The organism is Arthrobacter sp. MDB1-55 (genome assembly GCF_059092925.1).
In genome coordinates this window covers 24,515-49,968 of record NZ_JBNHID010000001.1, presented here as the reverse complement: position 1 = coordinate 49,968, position 25,454 = coordinate 24,515, and the positions used below count along the sequence as shown (strand labels likewise).

Below are 25,454 nucleotides of genomic sequence, written 5' to 3'. Positions count from 1 at the left end.
CCGGTCTCTCATTCTCACCAGCGCCGTGAAGCGCAATGCCCACTGATGGGCTGCCGTCCGGCGCCACAGAAAGGTTCACCAATGAAGGTGCAAACAACCAGACTCCTCCATCGACGGACGCTGGGCACAGCCGCTCTGTCCGTCGCCGTGATGGCAGTGACTGCCTGCGGCGGCGGGTCCACCGAGTCCACTACCGGAGAATCGGCTGCGCCCACCAACCTCGCCGAAGGTGGCTCAACCACCCTGACCATGTGGGTGGACGCGGAGCGTGCTCCAGCGCTCGAGTCGATCGCTGCATCCTTCGAGGAGGACACCGGAATCTCGATCGACCTCGCGGTCAAAGACTTCGCTGCCGTCCGTGACGACTTCATCACCCAGGTACCCACCGGCAACGGACCGGACCTGATCGTCGGCCCGCACGACTGGATCGGCACCTTTGTGGAGAACGGCGTCGTTGCTCCCGTTGAGCTGGGCGACAAGGCAGGCGAGTTCCAGGAATCGGCAATTCAGGCCATGTCCTACGAGGGCAGCCTGTACGGCGTTCCCTACGCGATCGAAAACATCGGACTGCTGCGCAACGCCGACATGGTGCCTGAGGCCGCAGAGACCTTCGACGAGGTGATCGCCAACGGCGAGGCAGCTGTCGAGGCCGGCGACGCGGAGTTCCCGTTCCTCGTGGGTCTCGACCCCAAGCAGGCAGACCCGTACCACATGTACCCCTTCCAGACCTCGATGGGCGTTCCGGTTTTCGCCCAGAATGAGGACGGCAGCTACGACGCCTCGAAGCTCCTGCTCGGTGAGGAGAACGGCGTCGAATTCGCGAAGAAGCTCGTTGAGTGGGGCGACGCCGGATCCGGCATCCTCAACTCGAACATCACCGGTGACATCGCCAAGGAGAAGTTCCTTGCCGGTGAGTCCCCCTACTACCTGACCGGCCCGTGGAACGTCGGCGCCGCTCAGGAAGCCGGGATCAACGTCGCCGTCGATCCCCTGCCTACTGTGGGCGATGAGCCTGCTCAGCCCTTCATCGGCGTGAACGGGTACTTCATCTCCGCGCAGAGCAAGAACGCCCTGGCTGCAAACGAGTTCGCAGTGAACTACCTGACCACCGAAGAAGCACAGGATGCCATGTTCGGAGTGGGTGGCCGCCCGCCGGCACTCACCGCCTCCTTCGAGAAGGCCGCGTCTGACCCGATCGTTGCCGCGTTCGGTGAGATCGGCGCCAACGGCGTTCCGATGCCCGCGGTCCCCGAAATGCAGGCAGTCTGGGCTGACTGGGGTGCAACTGAACTTGCACTGATCAAGGGCACTGCAAAGCCGGAGGAAGCCTGGCCGGCCATGGTGAAGAACATCGAGCAGAAGATCTCTGCCGGATAACTCACCCACCAAGCAGCCGTTGTGGGCCGGCCGGATGCACCCCGGCCCACAACGGCTTCCCTTTACCCGGGCCGTGCCCTGCACTGCCTGACTCGCCACTGCCTTGACTAGTGCCTGCCCTTAACGCACTGCTTCGAACGAAAGCTCCGGCCCATGCCAACCACCGAACTGACCCGAACTTCTCCGCAGAAACAGCCCAGGTCCCTCCGCCCGTCGGACTCGATGGCCGGACTTCTCGCAAAAATCATCCTGCTGGGGCTCGTCGACGCCTTCGCGGTCTACGTCCTCACCGTCCTGTTCCTGCAGGAAAAGTGGACCGTGCTGGTGCTGGGAGCGGGCGTCACGCTACTCATCAACTGGATCTACCTCCGGCGTGGAGGGCTTCCCGCCAAATACCTTGCCCCCGGCGTCTTTTTCCTGCTGATCTTCCAGGTCTTCGTCATGATCTTCAGCGGCTACGTGGCGTTCACCAACTACGGCGACGGACACAACAGCACCAAGGAAGATGCCATCTCCGCCATCCAGCTCGCAGCGCAGCAGCGGGTGCCGGACTCCCCCGCCTACCGGGTCACCATCGTCGAGCAGGACGGCGAATTCCACTTCCTCACCACCGATCCCGACGGCGGCATCAGCATCGGCAGCGCCGAGGAGCCGCTCGAGGAAGCATCGGATGCTGTTACCGACGGCACCGGGAAGGCAACCGAACTCGAGGGGTACCGCACGCTCCAGTTCAACGAGGTGCTGGCGAACCAGGCCGACATTCTCGCCCTGACCATCCCATTCTCAGACGATCCGGACGACGGCACCCTGAAGACCAGCGACGGCTCCACCGCCTATGTCTACAGCCCAACGCTGGAATACGACGAAGCCGCCGACACCTTTACCGACACCGAAACCGGCACCGTGTACGCCGACTCGGGGAAGGGCACGTTCGTCTCCGAGGACGGGAACGAGCTCAGCACCGGCTGGAAGATCGACGTCGGCTTCGCAAACTTCACCAAGGCCTTCTCCGACGAGAACATCCGTGGACCGCTCCTTCAGGTGACTCTCTGGACCTTCACCTTCGCGCTGGTTTCGGTACTTTCCACGTTCGCGCTGGGGTTGTTCCTCGCCAACGCCTTCAACCTGCCGAACCTGCGCGGGAAGCGCATCTACCGGGTCCTGATGATCCTCCCCTACGCGTTCCCGGCGTTCCTCGCAGGCCTCGTATGGTCCGGCCTGCTCAACCCCGAGTTCGGATACGTCAACAACACCTTCTTCGGCGGCGCGAACATCCCGTGGCTGACCGATCCGCTGCTGGCGAAGATCAGCGTCCTGCTGGTCAACCTGTGGCTCGGTTTCCCCTACATGTTCCTGGTGTGCACCGGTGCGCTGCAGTCCCTCCCGGAGGACGTCAATGAAGCGGCAAAGCTCGACGGCGCCACCCCCTGGAAACTCTTCACCTCCATCAAGCTGCCGCTTCTGCTAGTCTCGGTCGCTCCTCTGTTGATCGCGAGCTTCGCGTTCAACTTCAACAACTTCAACATCATCTACATGCTGACCGACGGCGGTCCGCGCCTCTCAGACACCACGGTCAACGTAGGCGCGACGGACATCCTCATCACCATGGTGTACGAAGTCGCGTTCGGCAGCGGGGTGGGCCGTGACTACGGTCTCGCCAGTGCGCTGTCCATCGTCATCTTCTTCATCGTCGCCGCAATTTCGATTCTCAGCTTCCGGCAGACCAAGGCCCTCGAGGAGATCCACTAATGGCCACCCAAACACCAACCACGCTCCTTGCCGGCTCAGGATCGGGTACGACGACGTCGCTTCCTCCCCAGCGCAAGCAGTCCTTCGGCGCCTGGTTCCGTGAGAAGGGCTGGCGGCATCTGGTGGGCGTCATCACCACCCTGTTCGCGGTGTTCCCGCTCCTGTATGTGCTGTCCGCGGCGTTGAACTCGACGGGCACCATGGCCGGGTCCAATGTGCTCTTCAGCCGCATCGACTTCGGCAACTTCGAGCAGCTGTTCAGCGACCCCAACCGTCCCTTCGGCAAGTGGTTCGTCAACACACTGGTGATCGGCGTCATAACCTCTGCAGCAACTGTCTTCCTTGGTGCGCTGGCTGCGTACGCGTTCAGCCGCATGCGCTTCAAGGGCCGCAGGGTCAGCCTGCTCACCCTCCTCATACTGCAGATGTTTCCACAGCTGCTTGCCGTCGTCGCAATCTTCCTGCTGCTCAACTTCATAACCGACGTGGTGCCGTGGCTGGGACTGGGCAGCCAGTTGGGGCTGATCATGGTGTATCTCGGTGGAGCGCTGGGCGTGAACACGTATCTGATGTACGGATTCTTCAACACCATTCCGCCGTCGCTCGACGAGGCTGCGCGCATTGACGGTGCGAGCCACGTCCAGGTGTTCTTCACCATCATCCTGCCGCTGGTGACGCCGATCCTTGCCGTCGTCGGGCTCTTGGCCTTCATCGGCCTGAGCAGCGAGTTTGTGATTGCCAGCGTGGTGTTGACGGACCCGGACAGCCAGACACTCGCCGTCGGGCTTTACTCCTACGTGGGTCAGCAGCGCTCCGAGAACTGGGGCGTCTTCGCTGCCGGCGCCGTGCTCGCTGCCCTGCCGGTGATGGCGCTGTTCCTGTATCTGCAGAAGTACATCGTGAACGGTCTGTCCGCCGGATCGGTCAAGGGCTAAGTCGCAGATGGTCGTCCTGCCGCATCATGACGGATCGGCACTGTATGTGCCCTCCGACGTTTCGCTGGGTGCTTCGGTGCCGGTCCGCCTGCGGGTCCCCCGGTCTTACGGGTCCGTCCGGCGGGTGTATGTGCGATCTCTCAGGGACGCCGAACCGCACTATGACGAGGCCCGCCGGCTTGGGAACGTCGGCTCGTGGGAGTGGTGGGAGGCTTCGGTCCGGCTGGTGAATCCGGTGACGCGTTACCGGTTCCTGCTCGAGGTTGATTCTCCATCCGAATCTGCCGACAGTTCCACGTGGCACTGGCTGAACGCGGAAGGCCTGTTCGCGCGGGACACACCTGACGTGCACGACTTTCGAATGGTGGCCCATGAACCGGCGCCCGAATGGGCCCGGCAGGGTGTGATCTACCAAATCTTTCCCGACAGGTTCGAGCGGTCAGCTTCGGCTGCTGAACGGGAGGCTCCGGACTGGGCGGTTCCCTGCGAGTGGAGCACGCCGGTACAGCCGTCCGGCGCCGAAACCCCGTACCAGTTCTACGGCGGCGACCTCGACGGCATCGCGGAGCGGCTTGACCATATCCAGTCACTCGGTGCGACGGTGGTGTACCTGACCCCCTTCTTCCCGGCACGGTCGAACCACCGCTATGACGCATCGACGTTCAGCTCGGTCGATCCGCTGCTCGGCGGTGATGAAGCGCTGATCCGGCTCGTGAAGGCTGCCCACGAGCGGGGGCTCAAGGTGATCGGTGACCTCACCACCAACCACACCGGCGACGCGCACGAGTGGTTCCGCACCGCCGTCGTCGATCCTGGTTCCGATGAGGCGGGCTTTTATTACTTCTCTGAGGACCGCTCCGACTACGCGGCCTGGTTCGGGGTGCCGAGCCTGCCGAAACTGAACTGGGTCTCCCCTGCGCTGCGTGAGCGGTTCATCGGGGGTCCGGCCTCCGTCGTCGGGCGGTTTCTGCAGCCGCCGTTCAATCTGGATGGGTGGCGCATCGACGTGGCGAACATGACCGGCCGCCACGGCGACGTTGACCTGAACCGTTCCGTCGCATCGGCTGTCCGGTCCACGATGCACAAGGTCAATCCGGACACCCTGCTGCTGGCGGAATCGACCAACGATGCGGCGATGGATTTCGACGGCGATACCTGGCACGGAGCCATGACGTACTCGAACTTCACGCGGCCCTTGTGGCAGTGGCTGGCTGGTTCATCGGACGTCAACTTCTTCGGCACTCCCATGCCCGGCCCGAACCGTATTCCGGCAGAGCAGTTCGTGGAGCTGCACTCGGTGTTTGCGGCAGCGTTCCCGTGGCAGGTACGGACGCAGAACATGATGGCGCTGAACACCCATGACACCGCGCGTGCCTCCACCGTAATGATTCCCGGAGGGCAACTGGTCGGGCTGGGCATCATGTTCTCAATGCCCGGGATTCCAACGCTGTTTGCCGGTGACGAGTTCGGTCTGGAGGGCATCAACGGTGAGGACTCGCGGACGCCGATGCCGTGGGGTTCGCTGACGCCATCGCATCGAGAACTGCACGACGCCGTTGCGCACCTTGGCCGGTTGCGTCGCGATGTGCCGGCGTTGGCTTTCGGCGGGCTGCGGTGGCTGTACGCCGAGGGGGCCGTTCTGGCGTATGTCCGTGAACATGCCTCGGGGTCGGTGCTGGTTGTTGCGTCCCGTGCTGGCTTTGATAACGTCAGCCTGCCGCTCGATCTTGTGGGTGTGCCTGCCTTCGAGGCTGCGTCCGACCTGTGGAGCACGGGCTCAGTTTCCGCCGACTGGTCTGAGGACGCGGTGGCGTTCCACGGCGAGGGCCCCGGTGTAGGGCTGTGGCTGTTGCCCGGGGTCGCCGTGCCGCCTGCCTGACACCGGCCTGGACTCTGCCCCGCCCCGTCGCAACCCGCCTCTCCCCCGCCGCCCGGCGCAGAACTGGCCCCTAGGCACAAATCCCGCTGTCTCTGAGCACCGGTTCTGCGCCTAAGGGCCACTTCTGCGTGCGGCCCCTTATTGACGACGACGGCGGCCCGGGTAAGCATGGGACATCATCACTCCTGGGTCTCCTTATCAATGGCGGTTGTTCATGACTTGGGATACCTCCCGCACCTCGCTGATTTCACGGGTTGCCGGTCCTGCCGCACTGATTGGCGGCCTGCTTGGTACCGTCGCGGTGATCCTTCACTCGCTGGAACCGACCGGATGTGTCGGAACGGAATGCGCCGCCCAACCGATGCGGTCGGCGTCGGACCTGGTCACCGGCATCGGTGCCGCAGCCGCTTTGTTGGTGCTGCTGGGTCTGGTCGAGCTCACGCTGATGGCGCGTCACTCCGGCCGGTTGCCGAAGCTGATGAATATCGGGCTGGCATGCGCCGCCGTCGGCTTCCTGGTGCTGCTGGCCGCAGTATTCATCCAGGCGGCGTTCTTCGGGGGCAACTTCTCGGGAATGCCCTATCTGGTGGTCGTCGGGATGGTGACCCTGATCATCGGATTCGTACTCATCGGAATCTTCATCCTGCGGTCCGGGGTTCTCCCCCGCTGGCTCGGGGTTCTCCTCGTCGCGAGCAGTGTTCTGTTGTTGGCGGCCAACGAGCAGACGTCCGCCGTGCTGTTGGCGATTCCATTCCAGCTCGCCATCGCGACGACGGGATACTTCATGGTCAATCAGTCGAGGGTCCCGAGCAGTGCTGCAGCGGGCCAACTCGGGTGACGGATCGTTGTGAGCCTTGCCGGATGCCGACAGAATAGGGAAACCGACTCCGACGGCTGAAGGGGAGCCATGGCCACTGCACAAACGAGCGCTCATTCGGAAGCCCCGGTTGGCAGACGCCTGGTGTTATCAGGGTTCCTGTTCGGATGCGGGATCGCTGCCTCGATGATCGACCTATTCATCTTCCACCTGGCCCTGCATTGGCATCATTTCTATGACCTCTCCACCACCGAAGTCGCTCTGACCATCGACGGTTTCTTCCACGCATTCGGCTGGTTCATCACGATCTGGGGTCTCTTCCTGCTTGCCGACATCCGCCGTCGAATGGATGTGAACTGGATGCGCTGGACCGGTGCGGTACTGGCCGGCGTCGGGTTCTTCCAGTTGCTGGACGGCGTGCTGAACCACAAGATCCTTGGCATCCATCAGATCCGCTACAACGTGGACCTGTTGATGTACGACGTCGTGTGGATCGGTTCGGCGGTCGTGGTCCTGCTGGGCGGCGTCGTGGTGCTCTGGCGGACCCGCCGCGACCTACCTGTGTAACCCGATGGACCATTCAGAGCACGGTGCCGCGGTGCGGGACTCCTGGGGCTGGGCAGCGTTCGACGTCGTCACTGTTGGAATTCTTGCTGTTGCCGCCGTCGCCTATGCAGTTGCGCTGAGGACGGCGCGCGAGCGCGGTCGCTGGCCGGTTCGCCGCACGGTTTTCTGGTATCTGGGACTGGGGAGCGCCGCAGCGGCACTGCTTGGTCCTGTTGCCGACCTGGCCCGGGCCAGCTTCACAGCGCACATGGTGGGGCATGTGCTGCTCGGCATGGTAGCCCCCTTGCTGCTGGTGCTGGCGGCTCCGGTCACCGCGGCGCTGCGGGCACTGCCGGTTCCGGCAGCGAGAACCCTGACCCGTGTTTTACGGTCGGGTGCGGTGCGCGCTGGAACGCATCCGGTGACCACGGCTGTGCTGAACGCCGGCGGGATCTGGCTGCTCTACACCACCGACCTGCATCACCTCACGCACCTTTCGGTGCCGGTGTATGCGGCGGTCCACGCCCACATCTTTCTGGCGGGGTACCTGTTCACCGCGTCGATCATCGGTGCGGACCCCAACCCGCACAGGGCATCGATGCGGGTGCGGTCCGCAGTGCTCGTTGCTTTCATTGCGGCCCATTCAATCCTGGCGAAGTGGCTCTATGCCCACCCGCCCGCGGGCGTTGGAGCCGCCGATGCCCGCTCGGGTGCCCAGCTGATGTACTACGGTGGCGATGCGGTGGACGTGATGCTGATTGTTCTGCTGTTCGCGGGCTGGTATTCGGCTACTCGGCCTCGTCACCCTTCCCGGGAGCCTCATTCCCAGCTTCCTCCTGCCGCTCCTGCAGCTTCTCCTCGGCATCCCGACGACGGTGCAACATAGCCTGCAGATCCTGATTGCCGCTGTGTTCGTCGGGTGTTTTGGGAGGCAGCTGTGCGTCGTGATGGTGCTCGTCTCCGTGGGAAGTCTCGCTCATGCCCACCATGCTCCCACCGGACTGCGCAGATGGGAACGGACTAGACCGATCCCGTCCGAAAACGCAACGTCACTAGCTGGAACGGCCGCAGCGAGAGGGCTACAGCGCCGTCGTCGTTGGCGCTCAGGAAATCAGCCGCAACTGGACGCTCCAGCAGATCAGTGGCCTCCACCGACGAGTAGGAAAACCCAGCCGAAATCACCGCTGACGCCCTGCCGCCAAACGCCTCGTACAGCCGCACCACAACATCGCCGCTGCGGTCCTCCGCCAGCTTCACCGCTTCTACCACCACAGCTGGATTCGACACCGTCACCACCGGCTCGACCGACGACGACGCCACCCCTTCAACGGATCGAACCGGCAGGTTCACCCGGTACCCCTCGGCAACGGCATCGGCAATCCCGGATGCAGGCCGCAGGGAAAACTGAAAACAGTGCGACCCCTGGTCGGCCTGCGGGTCGGGGAACAGCGGCCCCCGCAAGAGCGATGCCCGCACCAGGGTATACGGCTCCCCTGAGGGGGATTCGGCACGGGAAATGTCATACCCGTACGTCGAATCGTTGGCCAGCGACACTCCGAAGCCGGGCTCCCCCACCTGCACCCAACGATGCGCCACCGTCTCGAAACGGGCTGCGTCCCACGACGTGTTTGTTGCCGTAGGCCGTTGTATATGCCCGAACTGAATCTCCGACGCCGCCCGCTCCGCCAGGACATCAACCGGGAATGCGAGCTTCAACAGCTTCTGCTGCTCATGCCAATCAACCTCAACCGTCATGTCCACGGCAGTGCCGTCCGCGCTCAGCGAGATCCGCTGGACCAGACGCGATTTCCCGAACACGCGCTCCACCCGCAACACTGAGCCCACCGCGTCCACAGAGGCAGCCTCCGTCAACTCGGTCACGGTGAACTTGTAATGCTCATCGATGTCCCAGGCGTCCCACTGGTTCGGCGTATCACGGAACAGCTGCAGCACATTCGCGCGCATGCCGGCCGGAATGACTTCCCGACCACCGGTGACCAGCGAGCTGAACAGGCCGTTCTCGTCGACCGTCAACCGCAGGGACCCGCTCTCCAACAGCCACGAGCTTCCGTCCCGTACAGGCTCGTAGGAACCAGCCGACGACGACGGCGCCGCGCCTCCCAGCGCCGGGACACTATCCACGCCGTAAGGGCCGGCGTTCAAAGCGACGGTTGCCGGCCCGGTGCCCAGCAGCGAGCCGAGAGCCGCCGAAATCAGGGACTCAAGCGACGCCTCGACAGCCGCGTAATTCCGCTCAGCTTCCTCGTGCACCCAGGCAATGGAGGAGCCGGGCAGGATGTCGTGGAACTGCTGCAGGAGCACGGTGTGCCACGCAGTCTCGAGCTCGTCATACGGGTAGGCGAACCCGGACCGCAATGCGGCAAGGGTGCACCACAGCTCTGCCTCTCGCAGGAGGTGCTCACAGCGACGGTTGCCGTGCTTCGTCCGCGCCTGCGATGTGTACGTTCCGCGGTGGAACTCCAGGTACAGCTCACCCGACCACACCGGCGCGTCCGGGTACTCGGCGGAAGCTTCCGAGAAGAACCGTGACGGCGACGAAAGGGTAACCGCCGGCGACCCCTCCAGCGACGAAGTCCGCGCAGCGGCGGCCAGCATCTCACGGGTTGGCCCACCGCCGCCGTCGCCCCAGCCGAACGGAACCAGGGAGGTATTGGCGGCACCCTTCTCCCGGTAGTTGCGCTGCGCCCGCGCAAGGTCACGGCCGCACAGATCCGAGTTGTAGGTGTCCACCGGCGGGAAGTGCGTGAAGACCCGCGTGCCGTCGATCCCCTCCCAGTTGAAGGAGTGGTGCGGGAAGAGGTTGGTTTCGTTCCACGAAATCTTCTGGGTCAGGAAGTACTGCGACCCAGCGGCACGCACAATCTGGGGCAACGCCGCCGAGTACCCGAAAGAGTCCGGCAACCACACCTCCTGGGGCTCCACCCCGAAGTTCTCCAGGAAGAACCGCTTGCCGGCCACGAACTGACGCGCCAGCGCCTCGCCGCCCGGCATGTTGGTGTCCGATTCCACCCACATCCCGCCCGCCGGCACAAACTGGCCGGAACGGACCTTTTCCGCAACCCGCTCGAACACGTCCGGATAAGACGACTTGAGCCACGCGTACTGTTGCGCCGAAGAAGCGGTGAACACAAAGTCCGGGTGGCGTTCCATCAGGTCAAGCACGTTGGAGAACGTCCGCGCTACCTTCCGGACGGTCTCGCGAACCGGCCATAACCACGCGCTGTCGATATGGGCATGCCCGACCGCATGCACCCGGTGCGCACTCGCATACGCCGGCGAGGCCAGGACCCCGGCAAGGCACGCGCGCCCGGCGGCAGCCGTCCCACCGACGTCGGCCGGGTCGACGGCGTTAGCCGCACTCTCCAGCGCACGGAGGATTTTGTGACGTCGGGGCAGGTCGACGGGAAGCTCGTGCATGAGCCCGTTCAGGGTCCACACATCCTGGCCCAGCTCCCAGGCCTCGCGGTCGAACAGGGCGGCATCCGCCCGGCGGAAGGTGTAGAGCGGATCCGATCCCGCGGTGGAGAGCGATCCTAGCGGTGTGGGTTGGTAGTCGAAACCGTCGATCACGTTGGGGTTGGAGGCTGCCTCGACGTAGAACTCGACGGCGGCCCCCGGGGCGGCGTCAAGCGGCACCCACATGTTCAGCGGCTCCAGCGCCTTGATCACCCGACCGTCCGGCGCATAGACCAAGCCTTCGGCCTGGAAGCCGGGCATGATCGTCGAGAAGCCGAGGTCAATGACCGCCTCAAGCTCATGCCCGTTTGAAAGATTCCACTCCTCCGGCACCGCGCCCGTGAAGCGGAACCAGGTGGTTCCCCACGGCCTGCCCCACGCGGACCCGACCACGAAGGGTTCGAAGCGTTCGGAAAGCACTGAAGCGAACGGCACCGGCTCTCCCGGCGCCTGCCACATGGACACCTCAAGCGGCACCGAGACCGGCCACACAGCAGGGGTGAGCCGCTCCGCCAGGAAACGCGCGATTCGTGCCTCCACGAGGAGTCGATTGTCGTGCATGGTTCTAACCTTTCAGGGCGCCCGACATGGCAAACGAGCCACCGAACACACGCGAGACGAGGACGTACAGAACTATCACGGGCAGTGCATAGAGGATGGAGAACGCGGCCAGCTGCCCATACGCGACTGTCCCGAACTGCCCGAAAAAGCGGAAGATACTCACTGCTGCCGGCTGGTTCTCCAGCGAGAAGAGCAGGATGAACGGCACGAAGAAGTTTCCCCACGCCTGGATGAACACAAAGATGAAGACGACGCCGAGACCCGGCCGCATCAACGGCACCACAATGTGCCACAGCGCTTTCATGGCGGACGCGCCGTCCACCCAAGCCGCCTCCTCAAGCGAGACGGGCACCGAGTCCATGAAGTTCTTGGTCATCCAGATGGCCATCGGGAGTGAGGTCGCAGCCATAAAGAAGGTGGTCGCCGCCAGCGAATCCAACAGGTTCAACTGCACGAACAGGCTGTAAACCGGAACCATGATCGCCGTGATCGGCAGGCACGTCCCGAACAACACGGTGTAGAGGAACGGCCGGTTGAACCGCGTGTTGAACCGGGACAGCGGGTAGGCCGCCAGCACCGCGGCAACCACCGTCACCGCGGCTGAGCCGCCGGAGAGAATGAGGCTGTTGAGCAGGGGCAGATACGTCTGCTCAGGCGTGAGAATCGCCGTGAAGTTCGCAAGGGAGAACGACGACGGCAGGGCGGTCTCGTAGGTCGCTTCCTCGTCGAAGGACGCCAGTACCAGCCAACTCAGCGGCACGACGAAACACAGCCCGATAACCGCCAGCACCAGGCTCGCACCCCAACTCGGGGCGCCCCGTCGAGAATTACGATGTGATCCCCGGTGCCCACGAGCAGCACGCTCAGGCGTGACCACGGGTCCCGCCGTCGTCGCACTGGAAACGGGCGCAGTCATGAGGCGTTCCTCTCGCGCAACAGGCGGATGTACGCCAGCGAGAAAGCGGCGCCGATGATGAGCATGACGACGGCGATGGCCGTACCGTAGCCGATGTCGCTGTAGCTGAAAGCTTCCTCGTACGCCATGATCGGCAGGGTGGTACTGCGGTTGGTTGGACCGCCCGCAGTCATCACGTAGATGAGCGTGAACACGGCGAGCGTCTGCAGGGTGATGAGCATCAGGTTGGTCGCGATGCTGCGGCGGATCATGGGCACCGTTACATAGACCAGCGTCTTCGCGCCACCAGCGCCGTCGATCTCCGCTGCCTCGGTGACCTCCCGTGGGACGTCGTTCAGCGCAGCCTGGTACACCATCATCGAGAACGCGGTGCCCCGCCAGATATTGGCAAGGATGATGGCGAGCATGGGGTGCTCGAACAGCCAGTCCACGCCAGGCACGCCGGCGAGGCTAGTGAGCTGGTTCAGCGTTCCGTCACGGAAGAAAAAGGCGTACGCAACGAACGCCGCCACGATCTCCGGCAGTACCCAGGCTGCCACCACGCACACGCCAACGACGGCGGCAACAGCACGGTGGGCACGCCGCATCAGGAGCGCCAGACCAAGACCGAGGAAGTTCTGCCCGATCACTGCGGAGACGAGGACGAAGACAACGGTCAGCAGCACCGACCGCGGAAACAGCGGGTCGGCGAACAGCGTGGTGTAGTTTTCGAGGCCGATCCACTCCGGGTTCTTCGCGTTCGCACCGGTCAGCGCCGCATTGGTGAAGGACCCATAGAAGGACCACACGATCGGACCCGCGAGGAAGATGCCGATGAGGATCATTGCCGGAGCGAGCGGCAGGAGCTTCAGCGCCGAGGAGATGGAGCGGGAGGCCCGTCCGTTGCGCTCCCGCTCCTGCCTGTAATCACCGCGGCTATTGCGGCGCGCAGCGCCGGAGGACGAGCCGCGGGAAGTGACCGTGGACGAGATGGCTACTCCTCGACGACGTTCTCTTCGCCGACGATCGACTTCAGCGTCTCGTCGTAGGTTGCTGCCGCTTCCTCGGGGGTTGCGCCGCCGGTGATGACGGCCTCGGTCGCTTCCTGGATCGCTGTGGAAATTTCGGCGTAGTTCGACGTCGCCGGACGGTAGTTCGTGACGTCGAGCACCGCGGAAACCTCCTCGACGAACGGGTTCGCCTCAAGGTATTCGGGCGCCTCCGCGATGTCGGTGCGCACGGCAATCTGCGAATTGTCGATCGTGTACTTCTGCAGGTTTTCCTGGTTCATGGCGGTGGTGAGGAACTCGAAGGCGAGCTCAGGGTCCTCGGTACCCGCACCGACCGCCAGCGTCCAGCCGCCCGACATGCTCACGGCGCCGGGCTCCTGCCCCTCCTGTGTGGGGAACGGCGCAACGCCCATAACTTCAGCATATTCCGGCCACTCAAGCATTCCGCCTTCCTGCCAGAACGACGGCGCGTAGGAACCTTCCACTGTGGCCGCCATCTGGTTCTCCGGCAGCATGGTTCCCAGCACTACCTGCCAGACATTCGCATCGAGCGCCTCGGCGGGAGTGACCGCCAGTTCCTCGTCGTAGAGGGTCTTCAGGAAGGCCAGTGAATCCACGAAGCCTTGCGACCCTGCGATCCACTTGGCGGACTCCTCGTCGTAAAGGCCCCCGCTTTCGGTTCCGTAGAGGAGTTCGTAGAAGCTCTGCATCACGGTGCCCTCACCGGTACCGGTTCCCGCGTACATGCTGAACGGCCTGGACTCGGGCTGCGCTTCCTTGACGGTGCGCGCCATCTCCAGCAGGTCGTCCCACGTTTCGGGCTGCCAGGGAACTTCGACGCCGGCATCCTGAAGAACCTGCTTGTTGTACCAAATGACCCGGGTGTCGGTGCCGAGGGGCACCGCGTAGGTGCTGCCGTCGTCGGCCTTTCCAGCTTCCTTGGCTGCCTCGTTGAAGGAATCCCACTCATCCCAACCGGCCAGGTGCTCGTCGAGATTGAGCAGGTAACCTGCGTCCACGTCGGAGCGGAGGCGGAAGGTGTCCTCGTAGAAGACGTCCGGCGCGGTGTCCGGCGAGCGCTGCGACAAGGCGAGGCGGGTGTTGTAGTCCTCATCGGTGCCCTCGACCGGCTCAAGTTCGACGGTGACGCCCTCATTGGCGGTTTCGAACTGCTCCTTTGCGGCCTGCATCAGGTCATCCAGCGGCGAAGCATCCCCCGCCTTCTGATAAATGATGCGAAGGGTGTTGTCCGTTGCTTCATCCTCGCCCCCGCCGCCACCGGCACAACCGCTGAGGACGAGGAGGGCGGCGACCGCCGCTGCCGGGAGGGTTCGAGTGGCGCCGCGCATGGTTTCTCCTTTGAAACTGAGGCATCGGGAGACTGCCGTTATCGAAATAGTACATCGAGTGGATTTAACCCACAATGGCCCCTCCTGAGTTGGCAGGACACACCCTTAGTGGCTGCCCATTCGGGCGTGTCCTGCCAGCTCACCGTGGGTCTGCGATCACCCTATCGCTCAGCACCGACCAAAGCAGATCCTCACCGAATGCGCGGCCTTTCGGAACTCCGTCAGAGCCCTGCGAGCACGTCCTTCATTTCCTGGACCTCCGCCTTCTGTGTCTCCGCAATCGCCTCGGCGAGCGCTACAGCTTCCGCGTTCTCGCCCTTTTTGATCTCCTCGCGCGCCATGTCGACGGCGCCAATATGGTGGGCGGTCATGTACTTGAGGAACGTCCGCGCTGCTTCATCGCCCTGGGCGGCCTCAAGGTCTGCCATTTCCTCTTCGCTCAGCATCCCGCCGGCGCCGTCGATTGCGCCCATGTGATGGCCCTCCATGCCGTCAGCCAACTCAGCGGGCTCGTCCCACTCCTTGAGCCACCCGGCCATGGTGTCCATCTCGGGAGCCTGCGCCTCCCTGATACTGGTGGCCAGATCACTGACCTCGGGGCTGATGCCCTTCTTGGCGAGCAGCATGTCGCTCATCTCGACCGCCTGCTGGTGATGGGGAATCATCATCTGAGCGAACATGACGTCCGCTTCATTGTGGCTTGCGGACACCTCACGGGCGGAGGACGCGGACTGCGAGTCCGCGGACGGACGTGAGCCCGTGCTGCCGCACCCCGACAAGACGACGACGGCGGCAAGGGCAACGGCGGGCAGGGAAAGGTAACGCTGCATGGTTGTCATTCCTTCTGGTTCGGAAAACTGTGATCTGCTGGTGTGCCGCTGTGGCTGCCATGCAGACTCAGGTTCGGCTGATACAAAGCCGGATCAGCGAAGGAACAGGGTTCAGCTGAGGCACGAGAGGGGCCAGCGGCAGCCCCCGAAGCAGGAAGCTCCCAGGTATCACGCTCCCGGCGGGAAGCAGGAACAACAGCAGGGCGACGACCATGAACGCGAGAACGCACAGGCCCATCTCGGCGGTGTTGTCGTGGGGAGTCTTGCTGTGCGTCGGGCCAGTACCGTCGTGACCGGCATGATCGCTGGGCACCTCCGCCGCCGTTGGCGGTTGCACCAGCGCCATAGGCGGTTGCTCCAGCGCTGACACGTAGACGGGTGGTGCGTGCAGACCGTGCACCGCCGTCGGGCCATGCCCACCGGCCCAGACGTGCATCGCCAGCAGCCCAATGAGCACGGCCGTCAGGCCGATGAATCCCAGGACGGCACGCGGAACGGCCAGCACACGTCTGGCCGTTCCGCTACGCGGGCGCGTCACCGCAGGCCCGTACACCGTCATTGAATCCGTTCCGGGCTGAGGTCGATCCGGCGCAGCAACTGGGCGTTGAGGGCGACCACCACCGTCGAGACACTCATCAGCACGGCACCCGCTGCGGGCGAGAGAACGATTCCCGCGAACGCCAGCACGCCTGCCGCGAGCGGCACCGCGAGAACGTTGTATCCGGTGGCCCAAACCAGGTTCTGGATCATCTTCCGGTAGCTGGCCCTGGACAGGTCGATCATTGCCAGCACCGACCGCGGATCATTCCCCGCAAGCACAACACCGGCAGACTCCATTGCGACGTCGGTGCCGGCACCGATCGCGATGCCGACTTCCGCGCGAGCGAGCGCAGGGGCGTCGTTCACGCCATCACCCACCATTGCCACCTTCAACCCGCGCGATTGCAGTTCGGCAACCTTCGAGTCCTTGTCCTGGGGCAGCACGTCGGCGAAAACCTCGTCGATACCCAGCTCGGTTCCGACAGCATCCGCCACCTGATGCGCATCACCGGTGATCATGGCGACCTTGACGCCGCGATCCTGCAGCGCTGTGACGGCAGCAAGGGACTCGTCGCGGACGCGGTCTTCAAGTCGCAGCGCACCGATAACCCGACCGTCCCGAAGCACGTGCAGCACAGACGCGCCGCGGGCAATCCACTCCTGCACCGCAGGGCTGATCTCGGCCGGCGAGGCCACCCCGAGGTCCCTGAGAAGGTTCGGACCGCCAACAGCCACCTCGGAACCCTCAACGATTGCGCGCACACCACGCCCGGTCATCGAGGAGAAACCTGTCCCCCGGTAACCGAAAGCCGCAGCTTCCGGGCGTTGGGTTGCCGCCTGGACGATTGCCCGCGCGACCGGGTGCTCGCTGTCAGATTCAGCGGCTGCAGCGATTGCGAGGACTTCTGCCTCGCCGAAGTCACCGGCAGCAGCAACAGCAGTGACGGCAGGACGTCCTTCGGTAAGGGTGCCGGTCTTGTCGAAGAGCACCACATCGACGGTCCGCATCCGCTCGAGCGCCATCCGGGCCTTGATGAGGACCCCGCCCTTGGCGGCCCGTTCCGTCGAGATGGCGATCACCAGCGGGATCGCCAGCCCCAAGGCATGGGGGCAGGCAATCACCAACACCGTTACGGTCCGGATCACAGCATCATTCGGACTTCCCAGCAGCAGCCACGCCGCGAACGTCAGTACACCCGCCACGAGGGCGAAGTAGAACAGCAGTGCCGCTGCCCGATCGGCAAGGGCCTGCGCCCTGGACGAGGACGCCTGCGCCTCCGCGACGAGACGCTGAATGCCCGCCAGCGTGGTGTCCGAGCCCACCGCTGTGACCGACACCCGCACCGCGTTGTCCGTCGCCACCGTGCCTGCAACCACCGGTTCACCGGCAGTGCGGGAAACGGTGCGGGACTCACCGGTGATCATCGACTCATCGAACTCCGCCTCACCGTCGACGATCCTGCCGTCGGCGGGCACCCGCGCACCTGATCGAACAAGGACAACGTCGCCGGGGACGAGGGTGTCCACCGGGACCGTTTCCACTCCGTCCGGCGTGACGCGGTCCGCCTCATCCGGCAACAGCGCCGCAAGCGCGTCGAGGGCGCCCGCAGCCGAGCCGAGTGCGCGCATCTCCATCCAGTGCCCCAGCAGCATGATGACTATCAACAGGGCGAGTTCCCACCAGAAATCGAGATCAAAGTTCCCGATGCCGAGGGTGGTGACCCACGAAGCGATGAACGCGACGCTGATAGCCATGGCGATCAGAAGCATCATCCCGGGCTCCCGGGACTTCAGTTCTGCAATGCCGCCCCTTAGGAACGGAGCTCCGCCGTAAAGAAAGATGACGGTGCCGAGGGCCGGAGAAATCCACGTCGAGCCGGGAAAGTCCGGCACTTCATAGCCCACGATCATCGCGAACATTGGGCTGAACAGGACAACAGGAATAGCGAGAATCAGGCTGATCCCGAACCTGTCGCGGAACATCGCCGTGGAATGCCCGGCGTGCTGGCCGTGGGCATGTACTTCGTGGCCGTCCGGCGCAGCATCCCTGGAATGGTGCGCAAGGTCGTGCTGTGCCGTGGCCGGATCGGCCGGGCTGAAAGTGGAGTGTTTCATGATGATTCTCCCTCGGTCACGGGGAACGCGTCCCCGGCCCTCAAGGTCAGTCGTTGCTGAAGTGGTTGCCGGCCGGCTCAGCTGGTGAATGAACAGCATGAACCGGCTGGGTGAAGGGTGTGACCGTCGAGGTCACGCCCGAGACAAGGTCGATCGCTGGATCGGATGCGGCAGCGTCCTCCTGTGCACAGCAACAGGCGCACCCGGCAGCAGACGTGTCGGTAAGGGCGAGGTTGGAAGAGGTGATGCCGCGCATGATGATCTCCAAACAAGAAGGAACTATTCGAGGATCGATGACTGCTGCACCAGATGGTCGTCCGCGCCGGCTGCAGCCGTATCGAAAGAGACCTTCAAGGAGTAAGCCGCCCAATGGGCCGGGACTTCCCGCTTCGGTACCATCAAAGTATACCCCCCAGGGGTATCTGTCAAGGCCGGAGGTCTCCGACAGGAAGAAACCAGGTCAGCGGGCGAGCATCAACCGGTCAGCCCGAGGCCCAAGCGTCCGCTCCAGCAGGAGACATGCCGCGCCGACTGCGGCAACATCGTCGCCGATACCGGTGGACACCACTTCCACCGGATGGATGCTTCGTGCCGCGCGGAAGTCCAACAACGACGACGGCACAACCTCAAGGTAGCGGCTCGCCAACGGCGCCCAGAACGGGCCGCCGAACACCACACGGTCAACATCGAGCAGGTTGGCGAGCACGGAGACGGCCCGTGCGGTGCGGACCGCAGCCCGCGTGATGATGTCGCACGCCAGCGTGTTGCCCGCATCGGCAGCGGCGCACAACTGTCGGAGCCCGTCGGCAACATCACCGTTGCGGTGCCGTTCCTCGCTGAGCACTCCGAGCTGCTCTGCTTCCCGCACCAGTGACTGCGGATCACACGTCACGGCAATGCAGCCCCGCATGCCGCATGCGCACTCGGGTCCGTTGGGGTCCGTGACGATATGGCCGATCTCGCCGGCATTCCCTGAGGTTCCGCGCAGCACCTCGCCGTCGACCACGATGCCGCTGCCGATGCCGGTACCGATGTAGATGAAGACAAAACTCTGGGTGCTTTCGTGCCCGCCTCCCCAGATCTCCGCGACGGCCGCCGCAGTCACATCCTTCTCGACGAAGACGGGCATGTCGGTTGCCTCTGCGAGCGCGTCACGCAGCGGAACACGGTGCCAACCGAGCAGAAGCGGAGGGTCGACGACGGTGCCCGCCGGCTGATCGATCGGCCCGGGAGGTGCCACTCCGATCCCCTCGATACGCGCCGGGTTCACCTCCGACTCGGCCAGCAGTGCATGAACCTCACCTGCGATGGCGCCGATGATCTCACCGGGCTCGGTGTTCAGCGGCGTTTCACGCACCCGGCGCCGCACCACCACGCCCATCAGGTCCATCAGCACCACGGTCATCAGCGCCGGGTCGAGATGCACTCCAACGGCATACCGGCCTGACGGGTTGATGCGCAGAATAGTCCGCGGCTTGCCGGGTCCGGTACCGGATTTACCGGCCTCCACGATGAGGTCCTCGGCCAGCAGCCGCCGGGTGATGTTCGAGACCGCCTGAGGCGAAAGGCCGATCAGGTCAACCAGTTCGACCCTGCTCAAGCCCTCGGCGGAACGACGAATGGCATCGAGAATGACACTCTGGTTGAAATCCCCCATGCGGGGGAGATTGGTGCCACGGCGCACGTGCAAGCCTTTCCATCAGGGCGACTGATGCCTGATCCTACCGCCACTTCTCGGCACAGGGCCCGGCACGTGGCTAGACTCGGCAGAACCTGCTAGAAACACAAACGGTCTGGTATTCAAAACAAGGGGACGAGTCTTGAGCGCAACTGGTGAGCTCGATACTGCTGCGGGCGCTGCCCTCGTGGTGGACTCGGATGTCGACCTGCTCGGCGAGATCGCATGTGATCTGCGCTCGGCCGGTTTTCGGGTTGCCGCACACAGCACGGTCAACGCGGCGATAGAGGCGGCCCGTGAGCGAACGGCTGATGTCGCCGTCGTCGGCGCGGAAATTGCGCTGGAGTACCTGGCGACCATCGCAAAGGAAGCGGACCATCTGCTGCCGCGGACCATCCCGGTGGTGCTGACGGCGAAGTCAGCCGAACAGGTGACATCCCATCCCGAGCTGGCCATGCGTTCCAGCGACTACCTGCTGCTTCCGGTCGACCCGGATGAGCTGCTGCACCGGGTCAACACTGCCATCCACCGCAACCGGCTCCGCGAGGAGCGCCGGCTTGAATCTTCGCTCCTGCGTGACCGGGTGCGGCGCATTTCGGATGAGATCCGCCAGACCAATGAGCCGTCAGAGATGGTCGAGACAGTGCTGAGTGGGGTGGGAGAAGCCCTCGGGGCGGAAGAGGTGACCCTGCACCTTTTCGAGGATGCGCGCATCTCGAGCGGCTCAGCGCGCTGGCAACGAGGTGGCGAGAGCACTGAGCCAACCAACCTCGCCGAACTTCAGGAGGAACTGCGGGTTCTCGGCACCGAGCTGTGGCGGACGTCGGGCTCGCTCGCCGTGGCAGCAGGGCAGCTCGATGAGGTGCCGGCCGAACTTCACCGGATCCACGCCCGCATGGAAGGGTTCTCGCGGAGCGGCCTGCTGCTGCCCATCGGGGAAGGCTCCTCCGTCTTCGGGGTGCTCTGGGTTGCCGCCGACCGGGGACGCCGCAAATGGTCCAGCGCAGAAATCGCCCTCCTGCAACACCTGCTGGGCAATCTTGCCCACGGCATGGTCCAGGGCCAGCTGATCATCGGGCAGCAGCAGGTGGTGGATCGGCTCCGCGAGCTCGACGCCGCCAAGGACGGCTTTGTGGCGACGGTCCATCACGAACTGCGCACTCCCCTGTCCTCAATCCTCGGGTACATCGAACTGCTTGAGGACGGCGACGGCGGTGAACTGCCCGCGCAGGCCCGGAAGATGCTGCGGATCATTGAACGCAACGGCCAGCGCCTGAGCACTCTGGTGGAAAACGTCCTGGCGCTGTCAGTGCTCGACGCCGGCAGCACACTCGCGACATCCCCCATCGACGTGGTGCACCTCATCGATTCGGTGGTCGCGGATTTGTTGCCGCTCAGTGCCACGAAGCGCGTATCCTTCGAGCTTGTTCCAACGGAGACGCCGCACGTTGTCAGCGGAATGTGGGAATTGCTGGAGCGGGTTTTCGTGAACGTGCTGTCCAACGCGGTGAAATTCTCACCCGACGACGGAGTAGTCACCGTGCGCTTTCTGTCCGACGACAGCATGGTGCGCGCATGTATCGAAGACTCTGGGATGGGTATCCCCGCTGACGAACTCCCCCGCCTGCTCGACCGCTTCTATCGGGCGTCCAACTCCGTCTCGGCGGAGATACCGGGCACGGGCCTGGGGCTTTCCATCGCCGCACAGGCCGTCGAACGGCACGGCGGAAAGCTCTCCATCGAGTCCGAGCTCGGTGTGGGAACCAAGGTCACCGTCGAATTGCCGCGCGCATGAACGGGCGCACTCACGCGGTTCGCGGATCGGGAGACTGCGACGGTGACCGAAGGAACGCTACGCTGCTGAACATTCCTCCGGCCACCGTCCGGACGGCAGAAGATTCCACCTCTCAGTGGCTTGTCCCCGGACGAACAAGACCTACCTCTTCAGTGTGGCCCACCAAACTCAAGGAACCGTGCGGCTGGCCATCAAGATTTAGGCAAGACATTTGTATGCCCCGGCTCCCCGTAGGCGCCGTCGTCTGGCAAGGTACTAACTATGGGTACTGAATCTTTCGAGCGCACGGCAGTTGTGGTTGAAGACGATTCAGATATCCGCGAACTCCTGGTCCTGACCCTGTCCATGGTCGGCTTCAACATCATTGAGACGGCCAGCGGGCGTGACGCGCTTGCTCTGGTGCGCGAGCATCGGCCGGACCTTGTCACCCTCGATCTGAACCTGCCGGACCTCGACGGCATGGAGGTCTGCCGTCAGTTGCGTCCGGAGACAGACGCCTACATCGTCATGATCACGGCGCGCGTCGAGGAGATTGAACGCGTGCTGGGCCTGGAGATCGGCGCGGACGATTTCATCGTCAAGCCCTTCAGCCCCCGAGAAGTCAGGGCGCGGGTGGCGGCCATGTTCCGGCGTCCGCGGTCGTTCGTCGACGGTGAGTCGGCCCCGGGTGAGGGGGCCGCAACGACCAAGGCAGCGGAAGCCGACGGTGACGTCGTCGTGCATGGCGCCCTGTCAGTGGATGTCGAGGGGCGGGTAGCCCGGCTCAACGATGAAGAACTGCCGCTGACGAAAATCGAATTCGACCTGCTGGCCACGCTGATCACCGGATCGCGTCGGGTATGGACCCGTGAAACCCTGCTCGAGCGCGTGTGGGGTGAAGGCTGGACCGATGACCACCACCTGGTGGAAGTGCACATCCGGAACCTGCGGAAAAAGCTCGGCGAGGATACCCGGGAGCCACGCTTCATCAAGACCGTGCGCGGCGTCGGCTACCGGATGATGCCGGTCGACTAGAGTCAGCTGCCCGGCTAGCGCCGGGTGGGATGGCCCGTGTCGCTGGACTCGGCCAGGTAGCTCAGAAACCGCTCCGACTCGCGGTTGAGCGTCGGCAGGCAGACGGTGCTGCGGCCGCCCCTCACGTCGGCGAGGCACTGGGCCACGACATACTGCAGGCGGGGTGCGCCGACCATGGTTGATCCGACGTTGAGGCTGAGCAGTGTGGCTACGGCTGCTTCCTGGTCCCTGGATTCCACCTCAGTGGTAAGGGTTGCGATCCGCTGCGGCAGAAGCCGGGCGAAGTTGTCGCGATATCGCAGTGCATCGCTCACTGCGGACAACTCGCTGGCCAACTGCGCAATGACTTCGGGACGGTGCACGGGGAGATTTTCGGGCACCCGGACAGCCGGTCCACGGAGCGGCGCCGCTGCTGCGGAGATCGACCAGTTCAGCTTGCTTCTCAGCCAGGTCACCTCACTCGCTCCCAACCCGTCGAAGAATTTAACCTCCGGACCGGCGAACGGTCCGATCCGGAGGAGCATCAGTCCACTCTGGACCACGGACCTCAAGCCACCAATCGCTTTTGAGCGAAGCTTTCCTCAAGAATGGGACTCCAGGTCATCCGGATCGGGTGCTGTGTTGAACTAGAGTCGTCAGGGAGTTCGGCGAGCGGCAACGGAAGGACTCGTACATGGCCGGCACATCGCCCAAGCGGCCGCCCACCGCACAGGCTTTCGCATTGGCCGAGCTGCGCCGCATGATCATCGCCGGCGAAGTCCAGCCAGGAGAACCGCTGCGGCAGGATGCACTTGCTGAGCGGTTGGGCGTCAGCCGCGTGCCGCTGCGTGAGGCGTTCAAGATCCTTGAGGGCGAGGGGCAGATCGTGTACCAGCCGCACCGGGGTTTCAAGGTTGCCCGGCTGTCGCTCGCCGATCTGCTGGAGACCTACCGCATCCGCCAGCTCCTTGAGACCGAGGCCGCCCACGCTGCGATCAAGCGGGCGGACCCTTCGGTGCTGCAGGCCATGAAGGATGCAGCGCGTGAGGTTGAGGCAGCCAGTGCCGCCGCCGATATCCTGCCGATGACCGAAGCCAACCGCCGGTTCCACTTCGCACTGCTCTCTGCATCCGGGATGCCCAGGCTGGACCGGCTCATCCAGGTTCTCTGGGACGCTACCGACACCTACCGGTTCGTGTACTACGGTGTGCCCACCAACCGCCACCGGGTCGAGGAAGAGCACAACCTGATCATCGACGCGTTCGCGGATCGGGATGCCGAGCGGCTCGTCAAACACATGGACGAACACCGCAACCATGCCGTCGACGCGCTGCGCAGGTTCCTCGACGCGAAGTAGCGGGGCGAGCGGGAGATTCGAGCTTCGAAGAGGGTCTTTTCCTGGCGTCAGTAACATGTCACACTCTAATAACACTCCCCACAAACGAAGTTACCTCTGGTAACTTTTAATGTGACACGGCTTACACCGTGGCTCGAATTTGTATACAATCTCCAATAACGCCTCATTCGATGACGAAGCAAAGGGATCACATTTCGTGGAGAACTGGCTAGGACTAGCTGACCGGCGTGTGCTGGTCGCCGGGGCCGGCGGCATCGGTGAAGCCTGCGCCGAGGCATTCGCCTCGGTGGGCGCCCGCGTGGTCGTGGCTGACATCGACGAGTCGCGGCTGGCGGAACATGAGAACGCCATCTCGGCGGACTTCTCGACGGCCGCAGGCTGCGAAGACGCCGTCCGGCAGACGGTCGACGCGCTCGGCGGCATCGACATCCTTCTCCACGCGGTCGGCGTCAACCACCGCGTTCCGGTCCTGGACACTGACGATGACGACTGGCAGCGCACCCTGGACATCAACCTCTCAAGCGCCTTCCGCCTCGGCAAAGCCGCCGGCAAGCACATGGTCCACGCGGGCTGGGGCCGCCAGGTCTACTGCTCCTCGGTCTCGGGCCTCCTCGCCCACCCCGACCACGGCCCGTACGCCGCAAGCAAGGGCGGCATCAACCAGATGATGCGCGTGATGGCCCGCGAGTGGGCACCCCACGGCGTCACCGTCAACGCGATCGCCCCCGGGTACACCGAAACCGACCTGACAAAGGCGCACCTGGACAAGCCCGGAGTGCGTGAGCACTACACGTCCCTCGTTCCGGCCGGAAGGCTGGGCCGCGTCAACGACCTCACCGGCTCCGTCCTCTTCCTCGCCTCCGACCGGGCGTCCTTCATCACCGGACACGTCCTCTACGTGGACGGAGGCCGGACCCTTGTTTGAGTACCCGCTCCTGGTGCCCGGCGGCCTTTCCCTCGAGCAGCAGTCGCTGTATGAGAAGATCACCGCTGGCCCGCGCGCCAACGGCCCGTTCACCATCGTGCACGACGACGGCTCCCTCGCCGGCCCCTTCAACGCTCTCCTTTTTGCCCCCGGCATCGGCAACGCGGTGCAGGAACTTGGCGCAGCGCTGCGGTTCCACGGCGCGCTGCCCGACCGCACCCGCGAACTTGTCATCTGCGCCGTCGCCGCCGCGTTGAACTCGGAGTACGAGTGGTACGCGCACAGCAGGGCGGCCGTCGTCGTCGGCGTCTCCGAGGAGGAGCTGGTCCAGCTGCAGGCTGGCACCATACCTACCAGCGCGTCCGAAGGCGAAGCCGCCGCGCTCGAGCTGGCACGGGAACTGATCGCGGAAGCCGGCGTGAGCGAGCACATCCGCTCAAAGGCTCATGAACACTTCGGCCCGAGCGGGCTGACAGAGCTGACGGTCCTCGTGGGGTACTACCGTACCCTCGCGGGACTGCTGGCCGTGGCTGACGTCCGGGCCCCGGCCGAAACCGCTCCAGATCGGGGGCACAGCAGTGACCAGCAATGACAACCAGCACAAACCTCATCACCGCACCACAACC

At 64.2% G+C, this 25,454-nt stretch carries 22 protein-coding genes; 12 read left to right on the top strand and 10 right to left on the bottom strand.

Features of this window, described 5'->3' with window-relative positions; genetic code table 11:
* The first annotated feature begins 81 nt into the window (after window positions 1-81).
* From AC5RU3_RS00220 to AC5RU3_RS00190, 7 genes are all read left to right on the top strand, one after another.
* Entirely contained in the window at window positions 82-1,377 is a 1,296-nt protein-coding gene (locus AC5RU3_RS00220) for a sugar ABC transporter substrate-binding protein (RefSeq protein ID WP_493964567.1), read from the top strand.
* A 153-nt stretch (window positions 1,378-1,530) separates the two neighbouring features.
* On the top strand, window positions 1,531-3,126 hold the full coding sequence (locus tag AC5RU3_RS00215; protein ID WP_493964566.1) for an ABC transporter permease subunit: 1,596 nt from the start codon (window positions 1,531-1,533) through the stop codon (window positions 3,124-3,126).
* Entirely contained in the window at window positions 3,126-4,061 is a 936-nt protein-coding gene (locus AC5RU3_RS00210) for a sugar ABC transporter permease (RefSeq protein WP_309071661.1), read from the top strand. Before AC5RU3_RS00215 ends, AC5RU3_RS00210 begins: the two co-directional genes overlap by 1 nt.
* Before the next feature lie 7 nt (window positions 4,062-4,068).
* Entirely contained in the window at window positions 4,069-5,940 is a 1,872-nt protein-coding gene (locus AC5RU3_RS00205; RefSeq protein WP_493964565.1) for a glycoside hydrolase family 13 protein, read from the top strand.
* Between the two features lie 214 nt (window positions 5,941-6,154).
* Window positions 6,155-6,778 carry a hypothetical protein gene (locus tag AC5RU3_RS00200; RefSeq protein WP_493964564.1) on the top strand — a complete coding sequence of 208 codons (624 nt, stop codon included), beginning with the start codon at window positions 6,155-6,157 and terminating at the stop codon, window positions 6,776-6,778.
* Between the two features lie 69 nt (window positions 6,779-6,847).
* Window positions 6,848-7,324, top strand: a complete 477-nt coding sequence (locus AC5RU3_RS00195; protein ID WP_458115638.1) for a DUF2243 domain-containing protein — start codon at window positions 6,848-6,850, stop codon at window positions 7,322-7,324.
* A 4-nt stretch (window positions 7,325-7,328) separates the two neighbouring features.
* Complete coding sequence (locus AC5RU3_RS00190) at window positions 7,329-8,189, top strand: cytochrome c oxidase assembly protein (RefSeq protein WP_493964563.1); 861 nt, start codon at window positions 7,329-7,331, stop codon at window positions 8,187-8,189.
* A 134-nt stretch (window positions 8,190-8,323) separates the two neighbouring features.
* On the opposite strand, the gene AC5RU3_RS00185 is transcribed toward AC5RU3_RS00190, so the two are convergent.
* The 9 genes from AC5RU3_RS00185 to AC5RU3_RS00145 form a co-directional block, all read right to left on the bottom strand.
* Window positions 8,324-11,341: an alpha-mannosidase gene (locus AC5RU3_RS00185; protein ID WP_493964562.1), complete on the bottom strand. Its 3,018-nt coding sequence runs from the start codon at window positions 11,339-11,341 to the stop codon at window positions 8,324-8,326.
* Window positions 11,342-11,345: 4 nt separating this feature from the next.
* Window positions 11,346-12,257: a carbohydrate ABC transporter permease gene (locus tag AC5RU3_RS00180; protein WP_493964561.1), complete on the bottom strand. Its 912-nt coding sequence runs from the start codon at window positions 12,255-12,257 to the stop codon at window positions 11,346-11,348.
* Complete coding sequence (locus AC5RU3_RS00175; RefSeq protein ID WP_493964560.1) at window positions 12,254-13,081, bottom strand: carbohydrate ABC transporter permease; 828 nt, start codon at window positions 13,079-13,081, stop codon at window positions 12,254-12,256. The genes AC5RU3_RS00180 and AC5RU3_RS00175 overlap by 4 nt, the downstream gene beginning before the upstream one ends.
* A gap of 149 nt (window positions 13,082-13,230) precedes the next feature.
* Window positions 13,231-14,595, bottom strand: coding sequence for an extracellular solute-binding protein (locus tag AC5RU3_RS00170; protein ID WP_493964559.1), 1,365 nt, complete (start codon window positions 14,593-14,595; stop codon window positions 13,231-13,233).
* Window positions 14,596-14,816: 221 nt separating this feature from the next.
* Window positions 14,817-15,425: a DUF305 domain-containing protein gene (locus AC5RU3_RS00165; RefSeq protein ID WP_493964558.1), complete on the bottom strand. Its 609-nt coding sequence runs from the start codon at window positions 15,423-15,425 to the stop codon at window positions 14,817-14,819.
* A 67-nt stretch (window positions 15,426-15,492) separates the two neighbouring features.
* Window positions 15,493-15,963, bottom strand: coding sequence for a hypothetical protein (locus AC5RU3_RS00160; protein ID WP_493964557.1), 471 nt, complete (start codon window positions 15,961-15,963; stop codon window positions 15,493-15,495).
* Between the two features lie 17 nt (window positions 15,964-15,980).
* Window positions 15,981-18,080: a heavy metal translocating P-type ATPase gene (locus AC5RU3_RS00155; protein ID WP_493964556.1), complete on the bottom strand. Its 2,100-nt coding sequence runs from the start codon at window positions 18,078-18,080 to the stop codon at window positions 15,981-15,983.
* A 46-nt stretch (window positions 18,081-18,126) separates the two neighbouring features.
* Window positions 18,127-18,336, bottom strand: coding sequence for a hypothetical protein (locus tag AC5RU3_RS00150; protein WP_493964555.1), 210 nt, complete (start codon window positions 18,334-18,336; stop codon window positions 18,127-18,129).
* Window positions 18,337-18,540: 204 nt separating this feature from the next.
* Window positions 18,541-19,737: an ROK family transcriptional regulator gene (locus AC5RU3_RS00145; RefSeq protein ID WP_493964554.1), complete on the bottom strand. Its 1,197-nt coding sequence runs from the start codon at window positions 19,735-19,737 to the stop codon at window positions 18,541-18,543.
* A gap of 163 nt (window positions 19,738-19,900) precedes the next feature.
* Between AC5RU3_RS00145 and AC5RU3_RS00140 the strand changes: the two genes are divergently transcribed.
* On the top strand, window positions 19,901-21,553 hold the full coding sequence (locus AC5RU3_RS00140) for an ATP-binding response regulator (protein ID WP_493964553.1): 1,653 nt from the start codon (window positions 19,901-19,903) through the stop codon (window positions 21,551-21,553).
* 261 nt (window positions 21,554-21,814) lie between these two features.
* Window positions 21,815-22,567 (top strand): response regulator, encoded by a 753-nt coding sequence (locus AC5RU3_RS00135; RefSeq protein WP_309072604.1) that lies wholly within the window; start codon window positions 21,815-21,817, stop codon window positions 22,565-22,567.
* Window positions 22,568-22,581: 14 nt separating this feature from the next.
* On the opposite strand, the gene AC5RU3_RS00130 is transcribed toward AC5RU3_RS00135, so the two are convergent.
* On the bottom strand, window positions 22,582-23,091 hold the full coding sequence (locus AC5RU3_RS00130; RefSeq protein WP_493964552.1) for a hypothetical protein: 510 nt from the start codon (window positions 23,089-23,091) through the stop codon (window positions 22,582-22,584).
* A 149-nt stretch (window positions 23,092-23,240) separates the two neighbouring features.
* On the opposite strand from AC5RU3_RS00130, the gene AC5RU3_RS00125 reads away from it, so the two are divergent.
* The 3 genes from AC5RU3_RS00125 (at window position 23,241) to AC5RU3_RS00115 (ending at window position 25,420) form a co-directional block, all read left to right on the top strand.
* On the top strand, window positions 23,241-23,903 hold the full coding sequence (locus tag AC5RU3_RS00125; RefSeq protein WP_309124344.1) for a GntR family transcriptional regulator: 663 nt from the start codon (window positions 23,241-23,243) through the stop codon (window positions 23,901-23,903).
* Window positions 23,904-24,099: 196 nt separating this feature from the next.
* Window positions 24,100-24,828 (top strand): SDR family NAD(P)-dependent oxidoreductase, encoded by a 729-nt coding sequence (locus AC5RU3_RS00120; protein WP_493964551.1) that lies wholly within the window; start codon window positions 24,100-24,102, stop codon window positions 24,826-24,828.
* Window positions 24,821-25,420: a carboxymuconolactone decarboxylase family protein gene (locus AC5RU3_RS00115; RefSeq protein WP_309072807.1), complete on the top strand. Its 600-nt coding sequence runs from the start codon at window positions 24,821-24,823 to the stop codon at window positions 25,418-25,420. The genes AC5RU3_RS00120 and AC5RU3_RS00115 overlap by 8 nt, the downstream gene beginning before the upstream one ends.
* The last annotated feature ends 34 nt before the right edge of the window (window positions 25,421-25,454 follow it).

Coding starts and splice junctions, on each gene's coding strand:
- AC5RU3_RS00155 (WP_493964556.1), bottom strand. CDS start 18,080: ATGAAACACTCCACTTTCAGCCCGGCCGATCCGGCCACGGCACAGCAC.
- AC5RU3_RS00215 (WP_493964566.1), top strand. CDS start 1,531: ATGCCAACCACCGAACTGACCCGAACTTCTCCGCAGAAACAGCCCAGG.
- AC5RU3_RS00210 (WP_309071661.1), top strand. CDS start 3,126: ATGGCCACCCAAACACCAACCACGCTCCTTGCCGGCTCAGGATCGGGT.
- AC5RU3_RS00205 (WP_493964565.1), top strand. CDS start 4,069: ATGGTCGTCCTGCCGCATCATGACGGATCGGCACTGTATGTGCCCTCC.
- AC5RU3_RS00125 (WP_309124344.1), top strand. CDS start 23,241: ATGGCCGGCACATCGCCCAAGCGGCCGCCCACCGCACAGGCTTTCGCA.
- AC5RU3_RS00165 (WP_493964558.1), bottom strand. CDS start 15,425: ATGCAGCGTTACCTTTCCCTGCCCGCCGTTGCCCTTGCCGCCGTCGTC.
- AC5RU3_RS00170 (WP_493964559.1), bottom strand. CDS start 14,595: ATGCGCGGCGCCACTCGAACCCTCCCGGCAGCGGCGGTCGCCGCCCTC.
- AC5RU3_RS00195 (WP_458115638.1), top strand. CDS start 6,848: ATGGCCACTGCACAAACGAGCGCTCATTCGGAAGCCCCGGTTGGCAGA.
- AC5RU3_RS00175 (WP_493964560.1), bottom strand. CDS start 13,081: ATGATCCTCATCGGCATCTTCCTCGCGGGTCCGATCGTGTGGTCCTTC.
- AC5RU3_RS00190 (WP_493964563.1), top strand. CDS start 7,329: ATGGACCATTCAGAGCACGGTGCCGCGGTGCGGGACTCCTGGGGCTGG.
- AC5RU3_RS00200 (WP_493964564.1), top strand. CDS start 6,155: ATGACTTGGGATACCTCCCGCACCTCGCTGATTTCACGGGTTGCCGGT.
- AC5RU3_RS00130 (WP_493964552.1), bottom strand. CDS start 23,091: ATGCTCCTCCGGATCGGACCGTTCGCCGGTCCGGAGGTTAAATTCTTC.
- AC5RU3_RS00150 (WP_493964555.1), bottom strand. CDS start 18,336: ATGCGCGGCATCACCTCTTCCAACCTCGCCCTTACCGACACGTCTGCT.
- AC5RU3_RS00135 (WP_309072604.1), top strand. CDS start 21,815: ATGGGTACTGAATCTTTCGAGCGCACGGCAGTTGTGGTTGAAGACGAT.
- AC5RU3_RS00145 (WP_493964554.1), bottom strand. CDS start 19,737: ATGGGGGATTTCAACCAGAGTGTCATTCTCGATGCCATTCGTCGTTCC.
- AC5RU3_RS00220 (WP_493964567.1), top strand. CDS start 82: ATGAAGGTGCAAACAACCAGACTCCTCCATCGACGGACGCTGGGCACA.
- AC5RU3_RS00180 (WP_493964561.1), bottom strand. CDS start 12,257: ATGACTGCGCCCGTTTCCAGTGCGACGACGGCGGGACCCGTGGTCACG.
- AC5RU3_RS00185 (WP_493964562.1), bottom strand. CDS start 11,341: ATGCACGACAATCGACTCCTCGTGGAGGCACGAATCGCGCGTTTCCTG.